This is a genomic window from Limnohabitans sp. 2KL-1 (assembly GCF_003063435.1).
GTDB lineage: Bacteria > Pseudomonadota > Gammaproteobacteria > Burkholderiales > Burkholderiaceae_C > Limnohabitans_A.
This window is the reverse complement of the sequence record NZ_NESL01000015.1, coordinates 38,171-54,783: the sequence shown is the minus strand read 5'-3', so window position 1 is coordinate 54,783 and position 16,613 is coordinate 38,171. Positions and strand designations below refer to the sequence as shown.

General features: G+C 62.1%; 11 protein-coding genes and 1 tRNA gene. 1 reads left to right on the top strand and 11 read right to left on the bottom strand.

Annotated elements, in window-relative coordinates; genetic code table 11:
• Positions 1-289: 289 nt before the first annotated feature.
• Positions 290-1,247 (bottom strand): IS5 family transposase gene (locus tag B9Z47_RS17585; RefSeq protein WP_108332505.1). Its coding sequence is split into 2 segments (ribosomal slippage): positions 290-1,136 and positions 1,135-1,247, totalling 960 coding nucleotides; the frame shifts between segments, so codons are not numbered across the junction.
• 64 nt (positions 1,248-1,311) lie between these two features.
• A complete protein-coding gene (locus B9Z47_RS17580; protein WP_255418480.1) occupies positions 1,312-2,499 on the bottom strand; it encodes a pyridoxal phosphate-dependent aminotransferase in 1,188 nt (395 codons plus the stop codon).
• Between the two features lie 99 nt (positions 2,500-2,598).
• Here B9Z47_RS17580 and B9Z47_RS17575 point away from each other — a divergent pair, with 99 nt between their 5' ends.
• Positions 2,599-2,871 (top strand): hypothetical protein, encoded by a 273-nt coding sequence (locus B9Z47_RS17575; RefSeq protein WP_108332504.1) that lies wholly within the window; start codon positions 2,599-2,601, stop codon positions 2,869-2,871.
• On the opposite strand, the gene recD is transcribed toward B9Z47_RS17575, so the two are convergent.
• The 9 genes from recD to B9Z47_RS17530 form a co-directional block, all read right to left on the bottom strand.
• A complete protein-coding gene (gene recD, locus B9Z47_RS17570) occupies positions 2,868-5,045 on the bottom strand; it encodes an exodeoxyribonuclease V subunit alpha (protein WP_108332503.1) in 2,178 nt (725 codons plus the stop codon). The two genes, B9Z47_RS17575 and recD, sit on opposite strands and share 4 nt — an antisense overlap.
• Positions 5,042-8,923, bottom strand: a complete 3,882-nt coding sequence (recB, locus tag B9Z47_RS17565) for an exodeoxyribonuclease V subunit beta (protein ID WP_108332502.1) — start codon at positions 8,921-8,923, stop codon at positions 5,042-5,044. The genes recD and recB overlap by 4 nt, the downstream gene beginning before the upstream one ends.
• Entirely contained in the window at positions 8,920-12,462 is a 3,543-nt protein-coding gene (recC, locus tag B9Z47_RS17560; RefSeq protein WP_108332501.1) for an exodeoxyribonuclease V subunit gamma, read from the bottom strand. The genes recB and recC overlap by 4 nt, the downstream gene beginning before the upstream one ends.
• A 283-nt stretch (positions 12,463-12,745) precedes the next feature.
• Positions 12,746-14,155, bottom strand: coding sequence for a mannose-1-phosphate guanylyltransferase/mannose-6-phosphate isomerase (locus tag B9Z47_RS17555; RefSeq protein ID WP_108332511.1), 1,410 nt, complete (start codon positions 14,153-14,155; stop codon positions 12,746-12,748).
• Between the two features lie 224 nt (positions 14,156-14,379).
• Positions 14,380-14,913, bottom strand: a complete 534-nt coding sequence (locus B9Z47_RS17550) for a transcription termination/antitermination protein NusG (protein ID WP_233253866.1) — start codon at positions 14,911-14,913, stop codon at positions 14,380-14,382.
• Positions 14,914-15,100: 187 nt separating this feature from the next.
• Positions 15,101-15,454: a hypothetical protein gene (locus B9Z47_RS17545; RefSeq protein WP_108332500.1), complete on the bottom strand. Its 354-nt coding sequence runs from the start codon at positions 15,452-15,454 to the stop codon at positions 15,101-15,103.
• Positions 15,455-15,459: 5 nt separating this feature from the next.
• Positions 15,460-15,828 carry a glutaredoxin domain-containing protein gene (locus B9Z47_RS17540; protein WP_108332499.1) on the bottom strand — a complete coding sequence of 123 codons (369 nt, stop codon included), beginning with the start codon at positions 15,826-15,828 and terminating at the stop codon, positions 15,460-15,462.
• Between the two features lie 133 nt (positions 15,829-15,961).
• Positions 15,962-16,038, bottom strand: a tRNA-Pro gene (locus B9Z47_RS17535).
• Between the two features lie 35 nt (positions 16,039-16,073).
• A complete protein-coding gene (locus B9Z47_RS17530; protein ID WP_108332498.1) occupies positions 16,074-16,541 on the bottom strand; it encodes a MerR family transcriptional regulator in 468 nt (155 codons plus the stop codon).
• Positions 16,542-16,613: the final 72 nt, after the last annotated feature.

Below are 16,613 nucleotides of genomic sequence, written 5' to 3'. Positions count from 1 at the left end.
CAGTCGCACAGCCTCCAGCTTGAATTCCAGCGTGTACCGCGCCCGTCGTTTCGTTTCGCTCATCTCTCACTCCTGTTACTGATTTTTACCCATCAGCTATGGAGTACGTTTTTCGGGGGCAAGGTCAGTTAAGGATGGTCTGAATAATTCGACACAAGCAAAGGCTAATGGCCGTTGACTTCAATTTCTTGCCTTTTCGGATCAATGCGCCCAGTTGGGCAACAATTTTTCAGGCCCCTGATGCGCCGTTGCCCATGGGCACCACCACTTGCCTTGCCAGCAGACGCACTCATCCCTGCGCCCCTTGCAACTTGGTCCGCACCATCCACAAATTGGACAAGGCAAACAAGGTGACCAACTGTGCCGTGTTCTTCTTGAGCCCACGGTAGCGCGTTTTGACATAGCCAAACTGGCGCTTGATCACCCGAAACGGATGCTCCACCTTGGCTCGAATCCCGGCCTTGGCTTTTTCAAGCTTGTCTGTCAGTTGATCGAGCGGGTCGCTCTTGTTCAAGGCCTTGCGTTTGCCTGGGTGCATGGCAACGTGCCATGTCACGCGGCTGTTGGCATCGGGACGTTTGTGGATGCCCTGATAACCGGCGTCGCCATACGCATCCACTTCTTGCCCGTGCAACAAGCTGTTGCCTTCGAGCACATCGTGAACATTGCCGGATGTGCCTCTCACGGTGTGCACCAAGCCCGAATCGGCATCAGCGCCAATGTGGGCCGTCATGCCAAAGTGCCACTGGTTGCCCTTTTGGCTGGAGTGCATCTCAGGGTCGCGGGCTTTGTCGTTGTTCTTGGTTGAGCTGGGGGCTGCTATGAGCGTGGCATCCACCACCGTACCGGTCTTGAGCAGCAAACCGCGCTCAATCAGCAAGTCGTTGACGGTGGCCAGGATTTGATCGGCCAGCTTGTGCTTTTCCAGCCGATGGCGGAACCGCAAGATGGTGCTCTCGTCGGGCATGCGCGAGAACTCTGGGATCAGGGCAAATTCCCGATACAGGGGCACGTCAAAGCACGCTTCTTCCATACCTGGGTCCGACAAGGTGAACCACTGCTGCAAAAAGTGCGTGCGCAGCATGGTCGCCAGTGAGAAGGGTGGACGCCCTTTTTTGCCTTCGGGGTAGTAAGGCGATCAGCTCGATCAGCGCCTGCCACGGGACTACTTGCTCCATCTGATCGAGGAACTCGCGCTTGCGGGCTTTCTTCTCGCTCAGGTTCAAATCAAGACTTGCTTGTTTCATGTATCAATGATGCTGGGCGAGGCTTACGACAGGCACACGGGGGCGGGACTTTTGCAGAGTTTCCTTAAGCGTTCAAGGCCAACCACCCCTTGAGCCGCTCTACACCCTCCCCCAGCCGCCCCAAATCTTTCGACGCAAAGCACCAGCGCAGCCAGCCTGCCGCCTCGGGGGCAAAGGCTTCGCCAGGGGCCAGGCCCAGACCGGCTTCGGCCACCAAACGCTTGGCCGTCAGCACCGCATCGGGATGTCCTTCGAGCTTGAAAAACGCGTACATGCCGCCTTGGGCTGGGGCCACTTGCACGCCCGGTACGGCTTGTAGCAGGGGCACCAAAGTGTCGCGGCAGGCTTTGAGGTGGGCCACCACGCGGGGCGTGATGTCGGCTGTGTTTTGCAAGGCCACAACCCCCGCTTTTTGGGTGAACACCGAGGCACACGAGGTGTTGAACTCGATCAGCTTGCCCATGTGGGGCGTCATGGCGGCAGGCATGACCAACCAACCCAGACGCCAGCCGGTCATCAAAAAGCTCTTGGAAAAGCTGTGCACCACGACCAGGCGGTCGTCGGGCTCGGACACATCCAAAAAAGACGGGGCGCAGCCGTTGGCCGTGTCGGTTTCGTAATACAGGCGCTCGTACACCTCGTCGGCCAGCACCCAGGTGCCGGTGCTGCGGCAGTGCGCCAGGATCTCGGCCTGTTCGGCGCGGCTGAGTGTCCAGCCCGTGGGGTTGTTGGGCGAGTTGACGATCAGCAATCGGGTGGCGGGCGTGATGGCGGCTTTGAGTGCGGCCATGTCGAGTTGCCACTGGCCCGCCATAGCACGCAGCGACACGCACTTCAAATCAGCGCCCATGACCAGCGCCTGCGCGGTCAAGTTGGGCCAGACGGGCGTGACGGCGACCACTTCGTCGCCTGCATTGATCAGGGCTTGCGCGGCCAGCATCAAGGCGTTCACGCCGCCCGAGGTGATGGCCAGACGCTCCACACCAATGGGTCCGTGCAAGGCCGACATGTAATCGGACACGGCATGGCGCAGCTCGGGCAGGCCCAGGTTGTGCGAATAAAAGGTCTCGCCTTTTTGCATCGAATCGATGGCGGCTTGGCGCACGATGTCGGGCGTGATCTCGTCGGATTCGCCAAACCAGAAAGCCAGCACATCGGGCCGGCCCATGCCCGCGTTGGCGACTTCGCGGATGCGGGACTCTTCCAGGTCCATGACGGCCTGGCGCATGAAAGGAGGGGGACTGGTGTTCATGCACTCATCGTAAAGGCTGACCCGGCCTGGGCATGTCGCACTTTGCACACCTGCACGACATGCCTATGATGAAAACAAACCAACGTCAGGGAGAACGCCATGAAGTCGACATGTTTTACAACCGCGCTGACCAGCACGGTTTTGGCCTTGGGCCTGATGGGCGCATCGCCCGCCAGCTGGGCCGTGGAAACCTTCACCGCCACCACAGGCGCAGACAAACCCGCCAAGGCCAGGAAAGCCAAGGCAGGCAAAGCCCCCAAACTGCCCGGCGACAAGGGCTCTGGAGAAAACAAGGCCGAGCGAGACAAACGCCTGCTGCGCGAATGCCGGGGCAAACCCAATGCCGGTGCTTGCGAAGGTTACGCCCATTAGGCCCCCCACCACTGTTGCAAACCGCTGGCGCGCACGCTGGGCCGGCCAATCGCCGCTGCCAGCAAGCCCGCCTGCGCCTCGACCAGGGTGAACTGTTCGCGGGCGCGGGTGATGCCGGTGTAAACCAGTTCACGCGACAGCACCTCGGCCGCACCAGGCGGCAACACCAAGGCGGTGTGCAAGAACTCAGAACCCTGGCTTTTGTGCACCGTCATGACAAATGCGGTCTCGGCATGGGCCAGGCGCGACACGCTGACCGAACGCAGCTGCTCACCGTCCAGAAACCAGACCTTGAGCAAACCTTGGGGGTTGGGCACAACCACCCCCACATCGCCGTTGAACACGCCCAACTGCGTGTCGTTGCGCATGACCATGATCGGGCGACCGGCAAACCATTCGCCTTGCGGCTTGAGCCAACCCGCATCGGCCAGCGCTTTTTGTACGGCAGCATTGAGGGCGGCGGTGCCCCAGTCGCCTTGGTGCACGGCGCACAAGATGCGAAACCGGTCAAAGGCCTTGAGCACGCTGCGCACCCAATCCGCATGGTCATCTACCCCCGGCCCCGCAGGGCCACGCCGCAGGGCTTGCAAGTAGTCGCTGTAAGAAGCTTGACCCGATGCGCCCAGCGCCAGTGCACACACGGCCAAAGGGGTGTCCGGCTGCAAAGCCAGCAAGGGAAACGCCGAAGTGTCGGCGGCTCTGAAACAAGCCCATGCGCCATCGGCGTCACCCGCATTCACGGCCAAGGCCAGCTGGCCAATCGGACCATCGAAGCGGCGGCTTTGGCGCAGCATCACGGTTTGCTGGGCCAATGCCGAGACCGCCCGCCCAGCCACCGCGTGAAACCGGGGAGCCAGGGTCTGACCGGCCACCGCTTGCGCATAGCGCAAGGTCTCGGGCTGGTAAGCGCCAAGCGATGCGTTGCGGCACACATCACCCAGCACCGCGCCCGCTTCGACCGAGGCCAGCTGGTCCTTGTCGCCCAGCAACACCAGCCGGGCCGTGGGTGGCAGGGCCTGCAGCAATGCGTCCATCATCTCCAGGTGCACCATCGAGGCCTCATCCACGATCAGCACGTCCACATCGAGCGGGTTGGCCGCATGGTGCCGAAAGGCGCGGGTATCCGGCCGTGCACCCAACAGCGCGTGCAAAGTACGGGCCGAACCAATGCGCTGGATGAGTGTGTCCAAGTCGAGTGGACGCTCAGCAAAAGGCCTGGACGGGGTGGACACGATGGGTTCACCCGGTGGCGATGGCCGCACCTCAAGCTGCAACGACCCAGCCTGCAACGCCTTGGCTTGCAACGCCTGCAGCGAGCTGTCAATCGACTGCTTGAGCCGAGCCGCTGCCTTGCCCGTGGGCGCAGCCAAGGCCACGCGCAAGGGGCTGACGCCATCGTGCAAGGCCAACAACAAAGCCAGCAAACGCGCGGCGGTGTAAGTCTTACCGGTGCCCGGCCCCCCCGTGATGACCGACAAACGCGCCCGCAAGGCCACGGCGCAGGCGAGTTTTTGCCAGTCAGTTTGGGCCTCGGGGTGATCACCGGGATGGACCTCAGGAGGCAGCGCGCCAAAAAGACGGTCCAACCACGCGCGCGCCAAATCCTCTTGCACCGGCACCGCACTTTGTGCGCGCTGCAGCAGGTTTTGCCCCACCCGCTCTTCATGGGCACGGTAGCGACGCCAATACAGCAAGGGCGCATCCACCGACCCACCCAGCACCAGAGGCTGCCCCTGATCTGGCGCATCGGCCAGGCGCAAACAGGCCCTTGGTGCCGCCTGCAAGGCCGCAACCCAAGCCTGTGCATCGCGCGGCATGTGGGTCCACAGCGCCTGCAAACCTTGCGGGGCCTGCACGGCATCGGTTGGCCAACCCAGCAAATCCGTGGGCGGCGTGGCCAGTGCGTGCACCGCCAGGCAGGTGTGGCCGCGCCCCTCCATTTGCGCCAGCACGGCAGCCGACACCAGCACAGCGGGCGAGATGCCCGCGTCCAGGCGGTGCAGCTGCGTGGCCAAAGCGCTGTCCAGGCGGCGCAACCAGCCCAGTTCGGCCCAGGCATGCAGCCACTGCAGGGTGTGCACGGCACTCAAGCCCAGCGCGGGCAAATCGACCAGCCAATCCATTTGGGCGGCCTGCGCCAACACGGCGGCTTGTTTTGTTTTGCGCGTGGTCATGCCCGCTCTCCCGGCTGCGTTGCAGCGCCTTCATCGTGTCCCAACATCGCATCCAGGCCGTCCATCAAGGCCACGGGTGCAGGCAAGCAGCAGCAGCCTGAGGCGGGTCCGTCGATGCCGCGCATGAACAGGTAGACCGCGCCACCCAGGTGTTGCGCGGGGTCGTAAGCTGCGCCCAGACGCGAACGCAGCAAACGGTGCAACGCCAGCATGTAAAGCGCCGCCTGCACCTCGTAGCGGTGCTGGGCCATGGCCTGGTCCAAGGCCTCGGCCGTGTAGGCCGCGTCATCTGCGCCCAAATGGTTGGACTTGTAATCCAGCACCCAGTAGCGCCCCTCGTGCTCAAACACCAGATCGGCAAAGCCCATGAGCATGCCGTGCAGCTGCGCATCGGGCAGCTGCGGACGCACCACACCGGGCAGCAAATGCAGCTGGCACAAAGCGTCGATTTCCCGCGCATGCAAGCGCTTGGCAGGCAGCCAAAATTCCATTTCGGGCAAGACCGTTTGCAACGCATTCAGGGCCACACCCGGTCCACGACTCAGCGCAAGGTTCGGCCCCGCATTCAGACCCGTGTTCATCCCACGCAAGCCCCCGCCCAAAGGTTGCGCCACCACCCGAGCGAGCCACTGCACCATGCCCTCAGCCTGCGCCTTGTAGCCCGCGCGCTCGCAGCGCTTGGCCAGGCGTTCGGCAGTGGGCGTTCCGGGCTGCAGCGCAAAGCCGTCAGCGGCCAGCCACTCCATCTGGTCGTGCAAAAAGTTGCCCGCACTCGGGCCACGGGCAAAGCCATGCCAAGGCGCAGCCTGTGCCGATGCTGCGCGAGACAACGGTGCCTGCAGCTCAAAACTCAAGGCCATGGCCGCGCCCTCATCCTGAGGTTCGTCATCGGCCGGGCGCGGGGTGGCCATGTCCAGACTGGCAAACCAGGACGGCTCGGGCATGGACTCGGACAAACCCGGCGAGGACAACGCCGGTGAAGACATGGCCTGCGATGACAAATCCCGCGTCAACCTGGAAAAACTCGCGATGCCCCAGGACTTGTCAATGCGGGCGGTGCAGGCCAAAGCCTCGCGCAGAGCGTGCAATTGCTCGGTGCGCTGCCAGCGTGTGAGTGGCACCACGCTCGGCGCGAGCGTGAATTGCACCGCCAAGTGCTCGCCTTTGGCGTTGGTTTGCAAGGCCTGCAGCTTGGGCCACCAGCCGGCTTCATCAGGCTCGTCGCCGCGGGCCAGCAAATGGCCGGCCGCGCTGTCGTGGTTGACGCAGCTTTTACCGTTGCCGCGCTTGACCGGGCTCCAACCCACCCACAACGCATGCCGCGCCCGGGTCAGCGCCACATACCAAAGACGCAGGTCTTCGCGCAGGCGGTCACGGTCGGCCGCCTGGGCGTCGGTCCGGTCAAAGTCCAGCGTCCAGTGGCGATTGCCTCCGGCCTCGCCGACCTGCATGACCGGCGTTTTGCCTGCCGTCACTTCGCGGTGGCTGTGCGCAAAGGGCAGGCACACCACCGGGTACTCCAGGCCCTTGCTGGCGTGGATGGTGATGACCTTGACCAGGTCTTCGTCGCTTTCCAGGCGCACGGTTTTTTCTTCGCTCTCGCCCGCACTGCCGTCCAGCGCTTCGTCGATTTGCTGGACCAGCCAGCGGATCAGGGACTGCTCGCCATCGAGCTGGCTGCTGGCCTTTTGCAGCAGTTCGGCCAGGTGCAGCACGTTGGTCAGTCGGCGCTCGCCGTCGGCCTGACCGCGCCAGCGCCCGGCCAACTGCAAGCGGTGCAGCGACTGGCGCAGCATGGCCAGCACACCCTGCGCTTGCCAGGTCTGGTGCAGCTCGCGCATTTGCTCGGCATGTTGGTCCAGCAAGTCGTCTTGCGTGGCCAGCGCGTGCAACTCGGCCAGCGACAGGCCCACGGTGCGCGTGCCCAGGGCCGCACGCACGCGGCGCATGTCGCGGGGCTCAGCCACGCCGCGCAGCCACAGGCACAGGTCTTGCGCCTCATCGCTGGCAAACACCGAATCGCGGTCGGACAAATACACCGAGGCCACGCCGCGCCAGCGCAACGCGTCGCGCACGGCGGCGGCCTCCACCCCCGTGCGCACCAGCACGGCGATGTCTTTGGGCTTGAGCGGCGCATCGCCTTGGCCGGGGTACACAAAGCGGGCCTGCGGGTCGCTCAGCCAGGCCACGATCTGCTGGGCGCACAGGGCCGACAGATGCGCCCGCGCATCGCGCATGCTGCGCAGGGTGGCGTCGTGCACCAGCGTTATGGCGGGCACCGGGCCACTGCTGGCGTGCAGCACTTCGGCGCGACCTTGGGCCTTGACGCTTTGAAAAGGCAGCGGGTCATCCTGGGCCGTGCGGTAGCCAAAGGCGTCCTCAGGAATTTCAAACCAGCGGTTGACCGCATCGACCATGGCCTGGGTCGAGCGGAAATTGGTGCCCAGCACATGGTGGCGGCCCTCGGTCGCGCGACGCGCCGCCAGATAGCTGTGGATGTCCGCGCCACGGAACCCGTAAATCGACTGTTTGGGATCGCCAATCAACAGCAGCGCCGTGTCCGGGCAGTGATCGGCTGTGCGGTAGATGCGGTCAAAAATGCGGAACTGCAGCGGCGAGGTGTCCTGGAACTCGTCGATCAGGGCCACCGGAAACTGCTCGCGCAGCCGCTGCGCCAAGCGCTCGCCTGAGTCGGGATCGGCCAACGCCCTGTCCAGGCGCTCCAGCATGTCGGCAAAGCCGAACAAGCCGCTGCGTCGCTTGAGTTCAGCCATGCGCTTGAGCACATGGCTGCGGGCATGCAGACGGGCTTGCTGATCAGGGTCGGGCAAGGTCTGCAAGGCGGCTTGCAGGTCCGCATAGGCCTGACTTTCGGGCGGCAACTCTACCGGGTCTTCGCCGGGTTTTCGGCAGGCCAGCAGACCTTCGGGGGTGAAACGCTCCCAGCCGGTTTTCATGGCGGCTTGCAGGGCCTGCGCATCGGACGGGCCTTGCGCCCAAGCTTTGAGCGTACCCAGCCAGTCGGCGCATTTTTTGTAGGCCAGCTTGCGGCCATCCCAACCGTGCTTTTTGGGGGCCAGCTGCGCCTCGATCCAGCCCAGCAAGGCGTCGGCTTTGTCAGCCCAAGCTTGTTTGAGGGCTTGCAGTTGCGCTTCACGTTGGGCCAAGGCACCCGCGTGGACCTGCGCCAACGTGCCCGGCAGGGGCTCCGGCAGGGGCACGGCCATCAAGGCGCGCATGTCGGCGTCAAGTGCGGACACGTCGCGCCAGATACCTTGGACCTGCGCCACTTGTTCAGCGGCCATGGGGTAGAGCTGTTGCCGCCAATAATCCTGCACCGCTTCCAGGCGCAGCGTGGCCTCGTCACCGACCAGGTTTTCTTCAAACAGGTTGCCGCTGTCAAAAGCGTGCTCGCGCAGCATGCGCTGGCACCAAGCGTCGATGGTGTAGACGGCCGCGTCGTCCATGGCCTGCGCGGCCAGCGCCAGCCGATAAGCCGCCTGCTCGCGTGATGGACCTTCGGGGTAGTCCGCCATGAGCGTCAACAAGAAGGCGTCGTCTGTGGACGTCAGCCCCCTGAACACCTGTGCCGCTTGCGTCAAACGGGCGCGGATGCGGTCCGACAGTTCGCGTGTGGCGGCGCGGGTGAAAGTCATGACCAGCACGTCTTGCGGCAGCATGGGGCGCACGGGGGCGGTGTCGCGGTTGCCATGGCCGAGCACCAAGCGCACATAGAGCGCGGCAATCGTCCAGGTCTTGCCCGTGCCCGCACTGGCCTCGATCAGGTGGCTGCCCCGCAACGGGAAGCTGGGGGCCTTCAGGTCATGGGCGGGTGGGCTTTTTGCAGGGTTCACCGTCACGTTTTCAGCGGCGTTCATGGTTGACCTCCTTCTGCCATTTCTGCCATTTCTGCCATTTCTGTCACTTCTGCCGCCTCTGGAGTGGCCTCGGTCAAAGCATCCACCTGGATGTGCGCGGCCCAGTCGCGCAGGGGAGCGTAGACGGCCTCGGCCAGCCGCTCGAAATCGCCGCTGGACATCAAGTCGTTCAGCGTCGGGTAGGTGCGGGCCAGTGCCGGGTCTTTGCCGCGCTCGGCCCGCCGGTGGCTGCTGCCTTCATACAGGTCGTACAAGGCATTCTGGTTGTCCGGGTCTTGCAGCCATTGCAACGCCAGGACAGGCGGTAATGGCAGGGGCCAGCGCATGCCTTCGGCCCAGGCGTCCAGCAGCACCTGCAGCTGGGCTCGGGCTGATTCGCTTTCATGCGGCGGCACACGCAGCACGGCATTGGCACCGACCACCACGCAGTGCAGCGGCTGGCCCATGGCGGCTGCGGCCAGCGAGACCAGCCAGATGTCGATCAGTTTTTCTGGCAGGGCCTTGGGCGTTTTGCTTTTCTGATCGGCCAGGGCATTGGCCCGCAGGTCCAGCAGCATGGCACCGCCCTCACCGGCGAGCACGCCGCTCAGGGCGTCTTGAAGTTGCACATGCGGGTGAGACACATCGATCTGCACACGCGGTGCGGGCTGCGGGAAAGCCGCACGTTCGTGCAAGGCTGCGCCCAGCTGGGCCTCCAGTTGCTGCGTGAGTTGACGCGCTTCGAGCTGCCCCACACCTGCCAGCGGCAAGGCACCGGCCAGACGCAGGCGGCGCACCACGCACTGGGCGTGCGCGGGCAAAGTTTCAAAGCTCAAATCGGTGGGCACATGCTGCAGTTGATGGTCCAGCAGCTGGTAAAGGTCGAGCCCGCCGAGGCCAAACAACTCCTCGTCATGCAGTTCGCTGCGCTCGTCTTCCAGATGCACCTGCAGCCGCTCGCGAAAAAACGCACCCACGGGTTGGCGTAAAAACCTGGCCAGCTGTGCGAGCGTGATCACAGGTTTGCCTTGGGCCGATTCAAGCGGGGGCAACAGCATGGGTGCGTCGCTGGACACCTCTGCGCCAGACGCGGCCTTGGCCCATGTGTCGGCCTGCGCGGCCCGCCATTCCCGGGCATACGTGTGCAGCGCGCTGCCCGCCTCAAAATAAGCGCGGCTGAACGGCTGCAACGGATGCACCCTGGTCAGACGCTCGGAAGTGCCTTCGCCCCACAGCGCGTCGATCTCGTCACGCAGCTGAGACACCAGCACCGACGGCGGTTGCTCGCTGTTGTTGCGTACGCTGCGCCCGCTCCAGCTCACGTACAGCGTGCGGCGGGCCGACAGCAAGGCTTCGAGCATCAACTGACGGTCGTCGTCGCGGCGCGAGCGGTCGCCAGGGCGCCCCATGCCGGGCAAACCCAGCAGGTCAAAGTCGGCACGCGGGCTGCGGCGCGGGTAGTCGCCGTCGTTCATGCCCAGCAGGCACACCATCTGGAAGGGGATCGCCCGCATCGGCATGAGGGTGCAAAAGGTCACGCCTCCAGCCCGAAAACGTTGCTCCAGCTTGGGCACCTTCAGCGCCTCCAGCCAGGCCGAACGGGCCACCGCCAGCGGCACAGTCTGCGCAAAATCGGCTTGCTCGGCGGCGCGGGCCCAATCGTTCAAGGCCTGGTCCAGAGCCGACAAGGCGTTGCGTTCGGTGTCGTCCTGCGCCTTGAACAAGGCCGCCAGCATGGCGCGGCCGCGTTCGGCCCATTGCAGGGGGGTGGCGGCGCTGGCGCATTGCTGCCACCAGTCCATCAGGGCCTGCAGCAAATGCGCCAGCGCGCCGGCCAGCTCGGCATCCAGCCCGCCGACCTCGGCATAGGGGTCGATGCCTGCGGCAGCGGGCACCGGATCGGCACCACAGGCATAACCCATGAGCATGCGCTGCACGCCAAACAGGGCCGAGTTGTCTTCGCCGCAAGTGGCCAGGCCCAAGCCTGCGCGGTGCGGTGCCGACAAGCCCCAGCGGATGCCCGAGCCCGCCATCCAGCGCGTGAGCGTGGGCAATTGTTCGGGCGACAAGCCAAAGCGGGCGGCCAGCGCGGGCACTTCGAGCAACGCCACCAGCTCGCTCATGCGGCTGCGCTGCTGGGGCAAGGCCAGCAACCACTCCACCGCGTGGATCAAGGGACTGGTGGCCTGCGCCCCCAGGTCAGCAATGTCATAGGGGATGAAACGCGTGTCGCCCCGCTTGTACTGGCCAAACACAGCCCGGATGGCTGGGGCCATGGTGTCGATGTCGGGCACCATGACCACCACGTCGCGTGGCGAGAGATCGGGCTGCGCATGGAACCAGGCCAGCAGCTGGTCGTGCAGCACTTCCAACTCGCGCACCGGGCTGTGCGCCACTTTGAAAACAATGGAGTCGTCCTGCGCCTGAAGCGACGCCTCCACCGGGTCTTGCGCCGACTTCAAATCACGGATGCGGTTTTGCAGTTGCTGGAGCAAGCGGCTGCCATCGGCCCCGGGCGCATCGTCAAACAGATCCAGCCGCTGACCAGGCATGCACTCTTGCGCGGCCTGCAGGTCGTCAAAGGCATCGAGCTGGCGGATGAAGTCCCGCCCCTGCCGTCCCCAGGCGGCCAGCAAGGCCGGGGCGTGCAGGTGCATCTGCTCAAAGGCCACGGTCGAGAGGTTGTCCTTTTTGTAGGCGTGCCGCCTGCGCTCGGCCCGCAGCGCATCGCGCCCGTCCATGATGTCGCCCCAGTGGTACTGACACGGGTTGGGCACGGCCAACAGCACCTGGCTGTGCGCCGCCAGTGCGGCCAGCATCTCCAACAATTGGCTGGGCATGTGGCTCATGCCAAACACCGACACGCGCCGCGCCACCGGGCTGGCCAGCGCATGCCCCGATTGCAAACGGGCCAAGGCCCGCAGGTGCAAGGCAGGCCGGGTGGCCTGTTTTTCGGCTTCGGACAAAGTGGCCAGCACACGACGCCAAAGCTCGGCCTGCCACAGCTGGTCTTCGGGCAGTTGCCCTGACGCATCAGTGGGCAACACCGCCTGCCCTGCCAGCTTGCGCAGCACGTTGCGTCCTTGCGCCCAGTCTTGCAGCCAATCGGGACGGTAAATCTGGTACTGGTCAAACAGGTCGGCCAGGCGGCTGGCCAGTTGCAGCAGGCGGTCGGGCTCGTCCCCCCGCAAAAAACCGGCCACAGGCTGAAACACCGCATCGCCCACACAATTGGGCAGCAAAGCCATCAAGCGCCAGGTCATGGGCAGTTTGTCAAGTGGCGAGTCGGGCGGTACGTTTTGCGCACCCAGCACCTGCCGGTAAGTGCGCCACAAAAAGCGCGAAGGCAGCTCCACCCGGGTTGCCGCGCAAACCCCGCCCTGCCCGGCCAAGGCCATCTTGATCCACTCGGCCATGCCATTGCTTTGCACCAGCACCACCTCTTGTTCCAGCGGGGCCAGGGGCTGGCGGGCCAGCCAGCCGGACAAGGTCTCGGCCAGCACTTCAGAGCGGTGGCTGTGTAGGGCCAAGAAGCCCGTGGAAATCTGGACAGTGGTCATGAATTACTAGGCGCTCAACAAAAGAACAAACAAGCCGTAACCGTCAAGAATAGCGGCAATGGCCAGACCCAAGGCTCAAGGAGTGAGCCTGTGCCAGGCCTTCATTGCCCAAAAAACAAGCAGCTCACGCCGAGCCCCTGAATTCGGGGCTTTGCAGGGTTGTTCAAGTACTTATCCACAAACTTGGACACGCTTTGCAGGGGCAAGTGTCACGCGATCAAAATGGGCCATAAAAAAAGGGCGACGACCTCCAAGCCATCGCCCTGCTCCGAACAGCACCCGCTCAAGTGCGACCGTACAGGTCCTCAAACCGAACAATGTCGTCTTCGCCCAGGTAACTGCCCACCTGCACCTCAATCAACTCCAAGGGAATCTTGCCCGGATTTTCCAGCGCATGCACGGCCCCCACCGGCAGGTAAATCGACTGATTTTCGGTCAGCAAATGCTGCACGCCATCGAGCGTCACATTCGCGGTGCCCGACACCACAATCCAGTGCTCTGCCCGGTGGTGGTGCATTTGCACCGACAAACGCGCACCCGGCTTGACGGTGATGCGTTTGACCTGGTAACGGCTGCTGGCATCCACCGAATCGTATTTGCCCCAGGGGCGAAAGACTTCGCGGTGCAACTGATGCTCCGTACGGCCTGCCCGCTTGAGCTGATCCACAATCTGCTTGACCTCACTGGCGCGCGAACGGGGTGCAACGAACACCGCATCCTTGGTCTGGACCACCACCGTGTCTTGCAAACCCACCGTGGCCACCAAGGCATTTTCAGACATGACCAAGTTGTTACGGCTGTCATGCGACAGCACATCACCCCGGTGCACGTTACCCTGCTCATCCTGCGGCAGCACCTCCCAAAGAGCGGCAAACGCGCCCACATCGCTCCAGCCCGCATCCATGGGCACCAACACCGCGTCACGGGTTTTTTCCATCACGGCGTAATCGATCGACACATCCGGACACGCCCGGAACACCGCCTCGTCTACCCGCACAAAATCCATGTCCGATCGCGCATCGGCCATGGCAGATTGGCAGGCCGCCAAGACATCCGGGCGATGCGCTTTCAACGCCTCCAGGTAGCGACTGGCTCGGAACAAAAACATGCCGCTGTTCCAGTCATAACCGCCCTCGGACAAGTACGATTCGGCCACAGCCAAATTGGGTTTTTCGACAAAAGCGGCCACCTCATAGGCCCCTTCGGCCACGGGCTTGCCACGCCGTATGTAGCCATAACCCGTCTCGGGTCGCTGCGCCACGATGCCAAAAGTCACCAATGCCCCCCGCTCGGCCAAAGGCAACGCCTTGCCCACCGCATCTTGAAAAGCCGCCGTATCCTGAATCATGTGGTCTGCCGCCAGCACCAGCAACAAGGGGTCGGCGCCATCGCGGCTGGCCTGCAAAGCCGCCAACGCCACTGCAGGCGCGGTGTTGCGTCCGACGGGCTCAAGCAGGATATTGCCCTGCAAAGCGCCCATTTGACGCAACTGCTCGGCCACCAGAAAACGGTGGTTTTCATTGCAAATGACCACCGGCTTGAGGACATCCAGCCCCTGCAAACGCCCCACCGTGGACTGCAGCATCGACTGCCCGGCCTCCAGCGTCAGAAACTGTTTGGGGTACATCTCGCGGGACAACGGCCACAAACGCGTGCCAGAACCTCCGGCCATGACAACAGGCAAAAGCTGCATGATTTTTTTCCTGCAAATAAAACAACCAAAATTGATCTGGCTTTTCAAATTCCACAATCGTAAAGATTTGACTTGAATTCAAAACCAAACTGTCTAATTTAAATTGTATGACGAATTAAAATTCGAATTCATCAACTTTTGTATTTAAAAATACCAAAAAGTGATTTATAAAAATCACTTTGGTTTGGATCGGCTGTCAAGACTGCGGCTGACCGCCGTGCGCCTCAGCCCTGCTGGAGCCCAGCTTCGAGGTGATGGTGTGCCACTTTCACCAGGGTTGGACGGCCCAGAATTTCCAGCAAAACCGCCACCCGTTTGCTGGAAACGTTTTGGACAATGCCTTCGATGCCCCCCAGTGGATTGTTTTTGAGGACCACCCTCTGACCTTTTTGAAAGTTGTTGATTTCTTGCAGGCTCGATTGGTTGCGTTGTTGTTCGAGTTGGCGTATCCGGTCAAGCAATTCCGAGGCGAGCACGGCAGGCTCGAAACCGAATCGAACGATGTTGTTGATGCCCTTGGTACTGCGCACCACCGAAATGCTTTGTTCGGGCTGACTGGGTCGAAAAAAGATGTAGCGCGGAAACATCGGCTCAAACATGGCGACAGGGCCTTGTTCAGTTTTCTGGAATTTCTTGTACAAAGGCAGATAAACCTCGAACTTCTGGAATTCAAGGTTCAGGCTGGCCACTTGCTCTTGTCTGGGTTTCGTGTAGGCCAAGTACCAGCTGTCTGGGATGGAGAAAACGGGTTCAAGCATATGCATGTTGTCAGCCAAAATTACAACTAATGACACCTAAAATTTTAACTTGAATAAAAAAATCATCAATAGCAATTACATCAATTAAATTAAATAAATTTCAAAAAGATGTTTTTTGCATCAAATACAACAAGCGCCGCAGGTCATTGATTCAAATGGCATCTGTGTGGGTGATGCGTGCAGCCTGTTAGAGGTCTTCTCGTGCTTCAATCACCAGGCGTTGCACCACCGAGCCATGGCTTGCCGCCAAGGCACGAAGACGCACAGCGGGGCCAGCTTCGAGCACGATGAGGCAGTGGTAGTCCAGTCCATCGGTTTGTCCTGGGCAGCTGCTCTGAATGCGCCTTTGCCATTGACGCTGGCCGTCGATCTCCAGCACCAGCTCATGCCATGGCCCCGGATGGTCAGGCGGTACTTTCACCCACAAACTCACATCGATGTCGAAGACGCGACTGCGCTGGAGTGCGCCGGGAATATTCAACAAGGCCACCGATTCGGCCACTTCGGTGCGCCACAGTTCAGGCTTGATGTTGGCGGGCATGAGATTCAAGAGGACAGCATGCTCTGGAATTCCCCGCTGTCGAGAAGTCGGCGCAGGTCATCGGCCCCGCCCACCAGTTTTCCGCGGACAAAGACCATGGGGAATGTAGGCCAGCCAGTCCACATTTTCAGGGCGTTGCGCAGACGCCATTGCGATAAATAACTGCCAAATGCCATGTACTCATGCGACACACCGGCCAATGTCAATGCATTTCGGGCTTTGCTCACAAAAGGGTTGCCGGCCATGCCGACCACCACAACCGGATGCACGGCGATAGCCGCCTGTACCTGTTGAATCACGGTGCGGTGGTGGTCGGAAATACGCGCACGAATGGCCGGGTGAACGGCCGAATCATCCAGAATGGGTCTGTTCATGTCATTCCTTGGTCGATGCTGGCGTGACCATGAGCGCAGCAGAGGGCACCCATGTAAGGTGAAGGGTCCAGCCATGTTAGACCCATATGAAAAAAGGGTTAGCAAACATCAGTTTGCTAACCCTTATCAGTTTTGGTCGGCGTGGCGGGATTCGAACTCGCGACCCCTTGCACCCCATGCAAGTGCGCTACCAGGCTGCGCTACACGCCGACAAGCTTTGAATTATAGCCTGAATATTTCACGATTCAGACCGTGAGGAGTGCCCTGATTTGCAAAAGTTCTTCATGCATGAACGGTATGTCTTGCACTTCGAGGCGCATGGGCAACACCGCATTGCGAACCGAGGAAACGGACGATGCGGCTGCCGCATGCTCGTCCTCTTCTGGCGACACCAAAACATCATCCCCCACCTCATCATCCACAAAGGAATCGTCACGCAGCAGTTGACGCTCGTTTTGCGAGAGTTCAAGAAGCTTGTTGCGTGCCCCGCTGATGGTGAACCCCTGGTCATACAGCAGACCACGGATTTTGCGAATCATCATCACTTCATGACGCTGGTAGTAACGGCGATTGCCCCGGCGCTTGACGGGACGCAGCTGTGTGAATTCTTGCTCCCAGTAACGCAAGACGTGAGGTTTGACGCCACACAACTCGCCCACCTCACCAATGGTGAAGTAGCGCTTGGCCGGGATAGGTGGGAGCAAACTGTCCATGAGTGACAACAAGTTACCTAGAAAACCTAGTAGCTTACTGCAACTGTGTTTGCCAAGTCCAGCGCTGGTGAG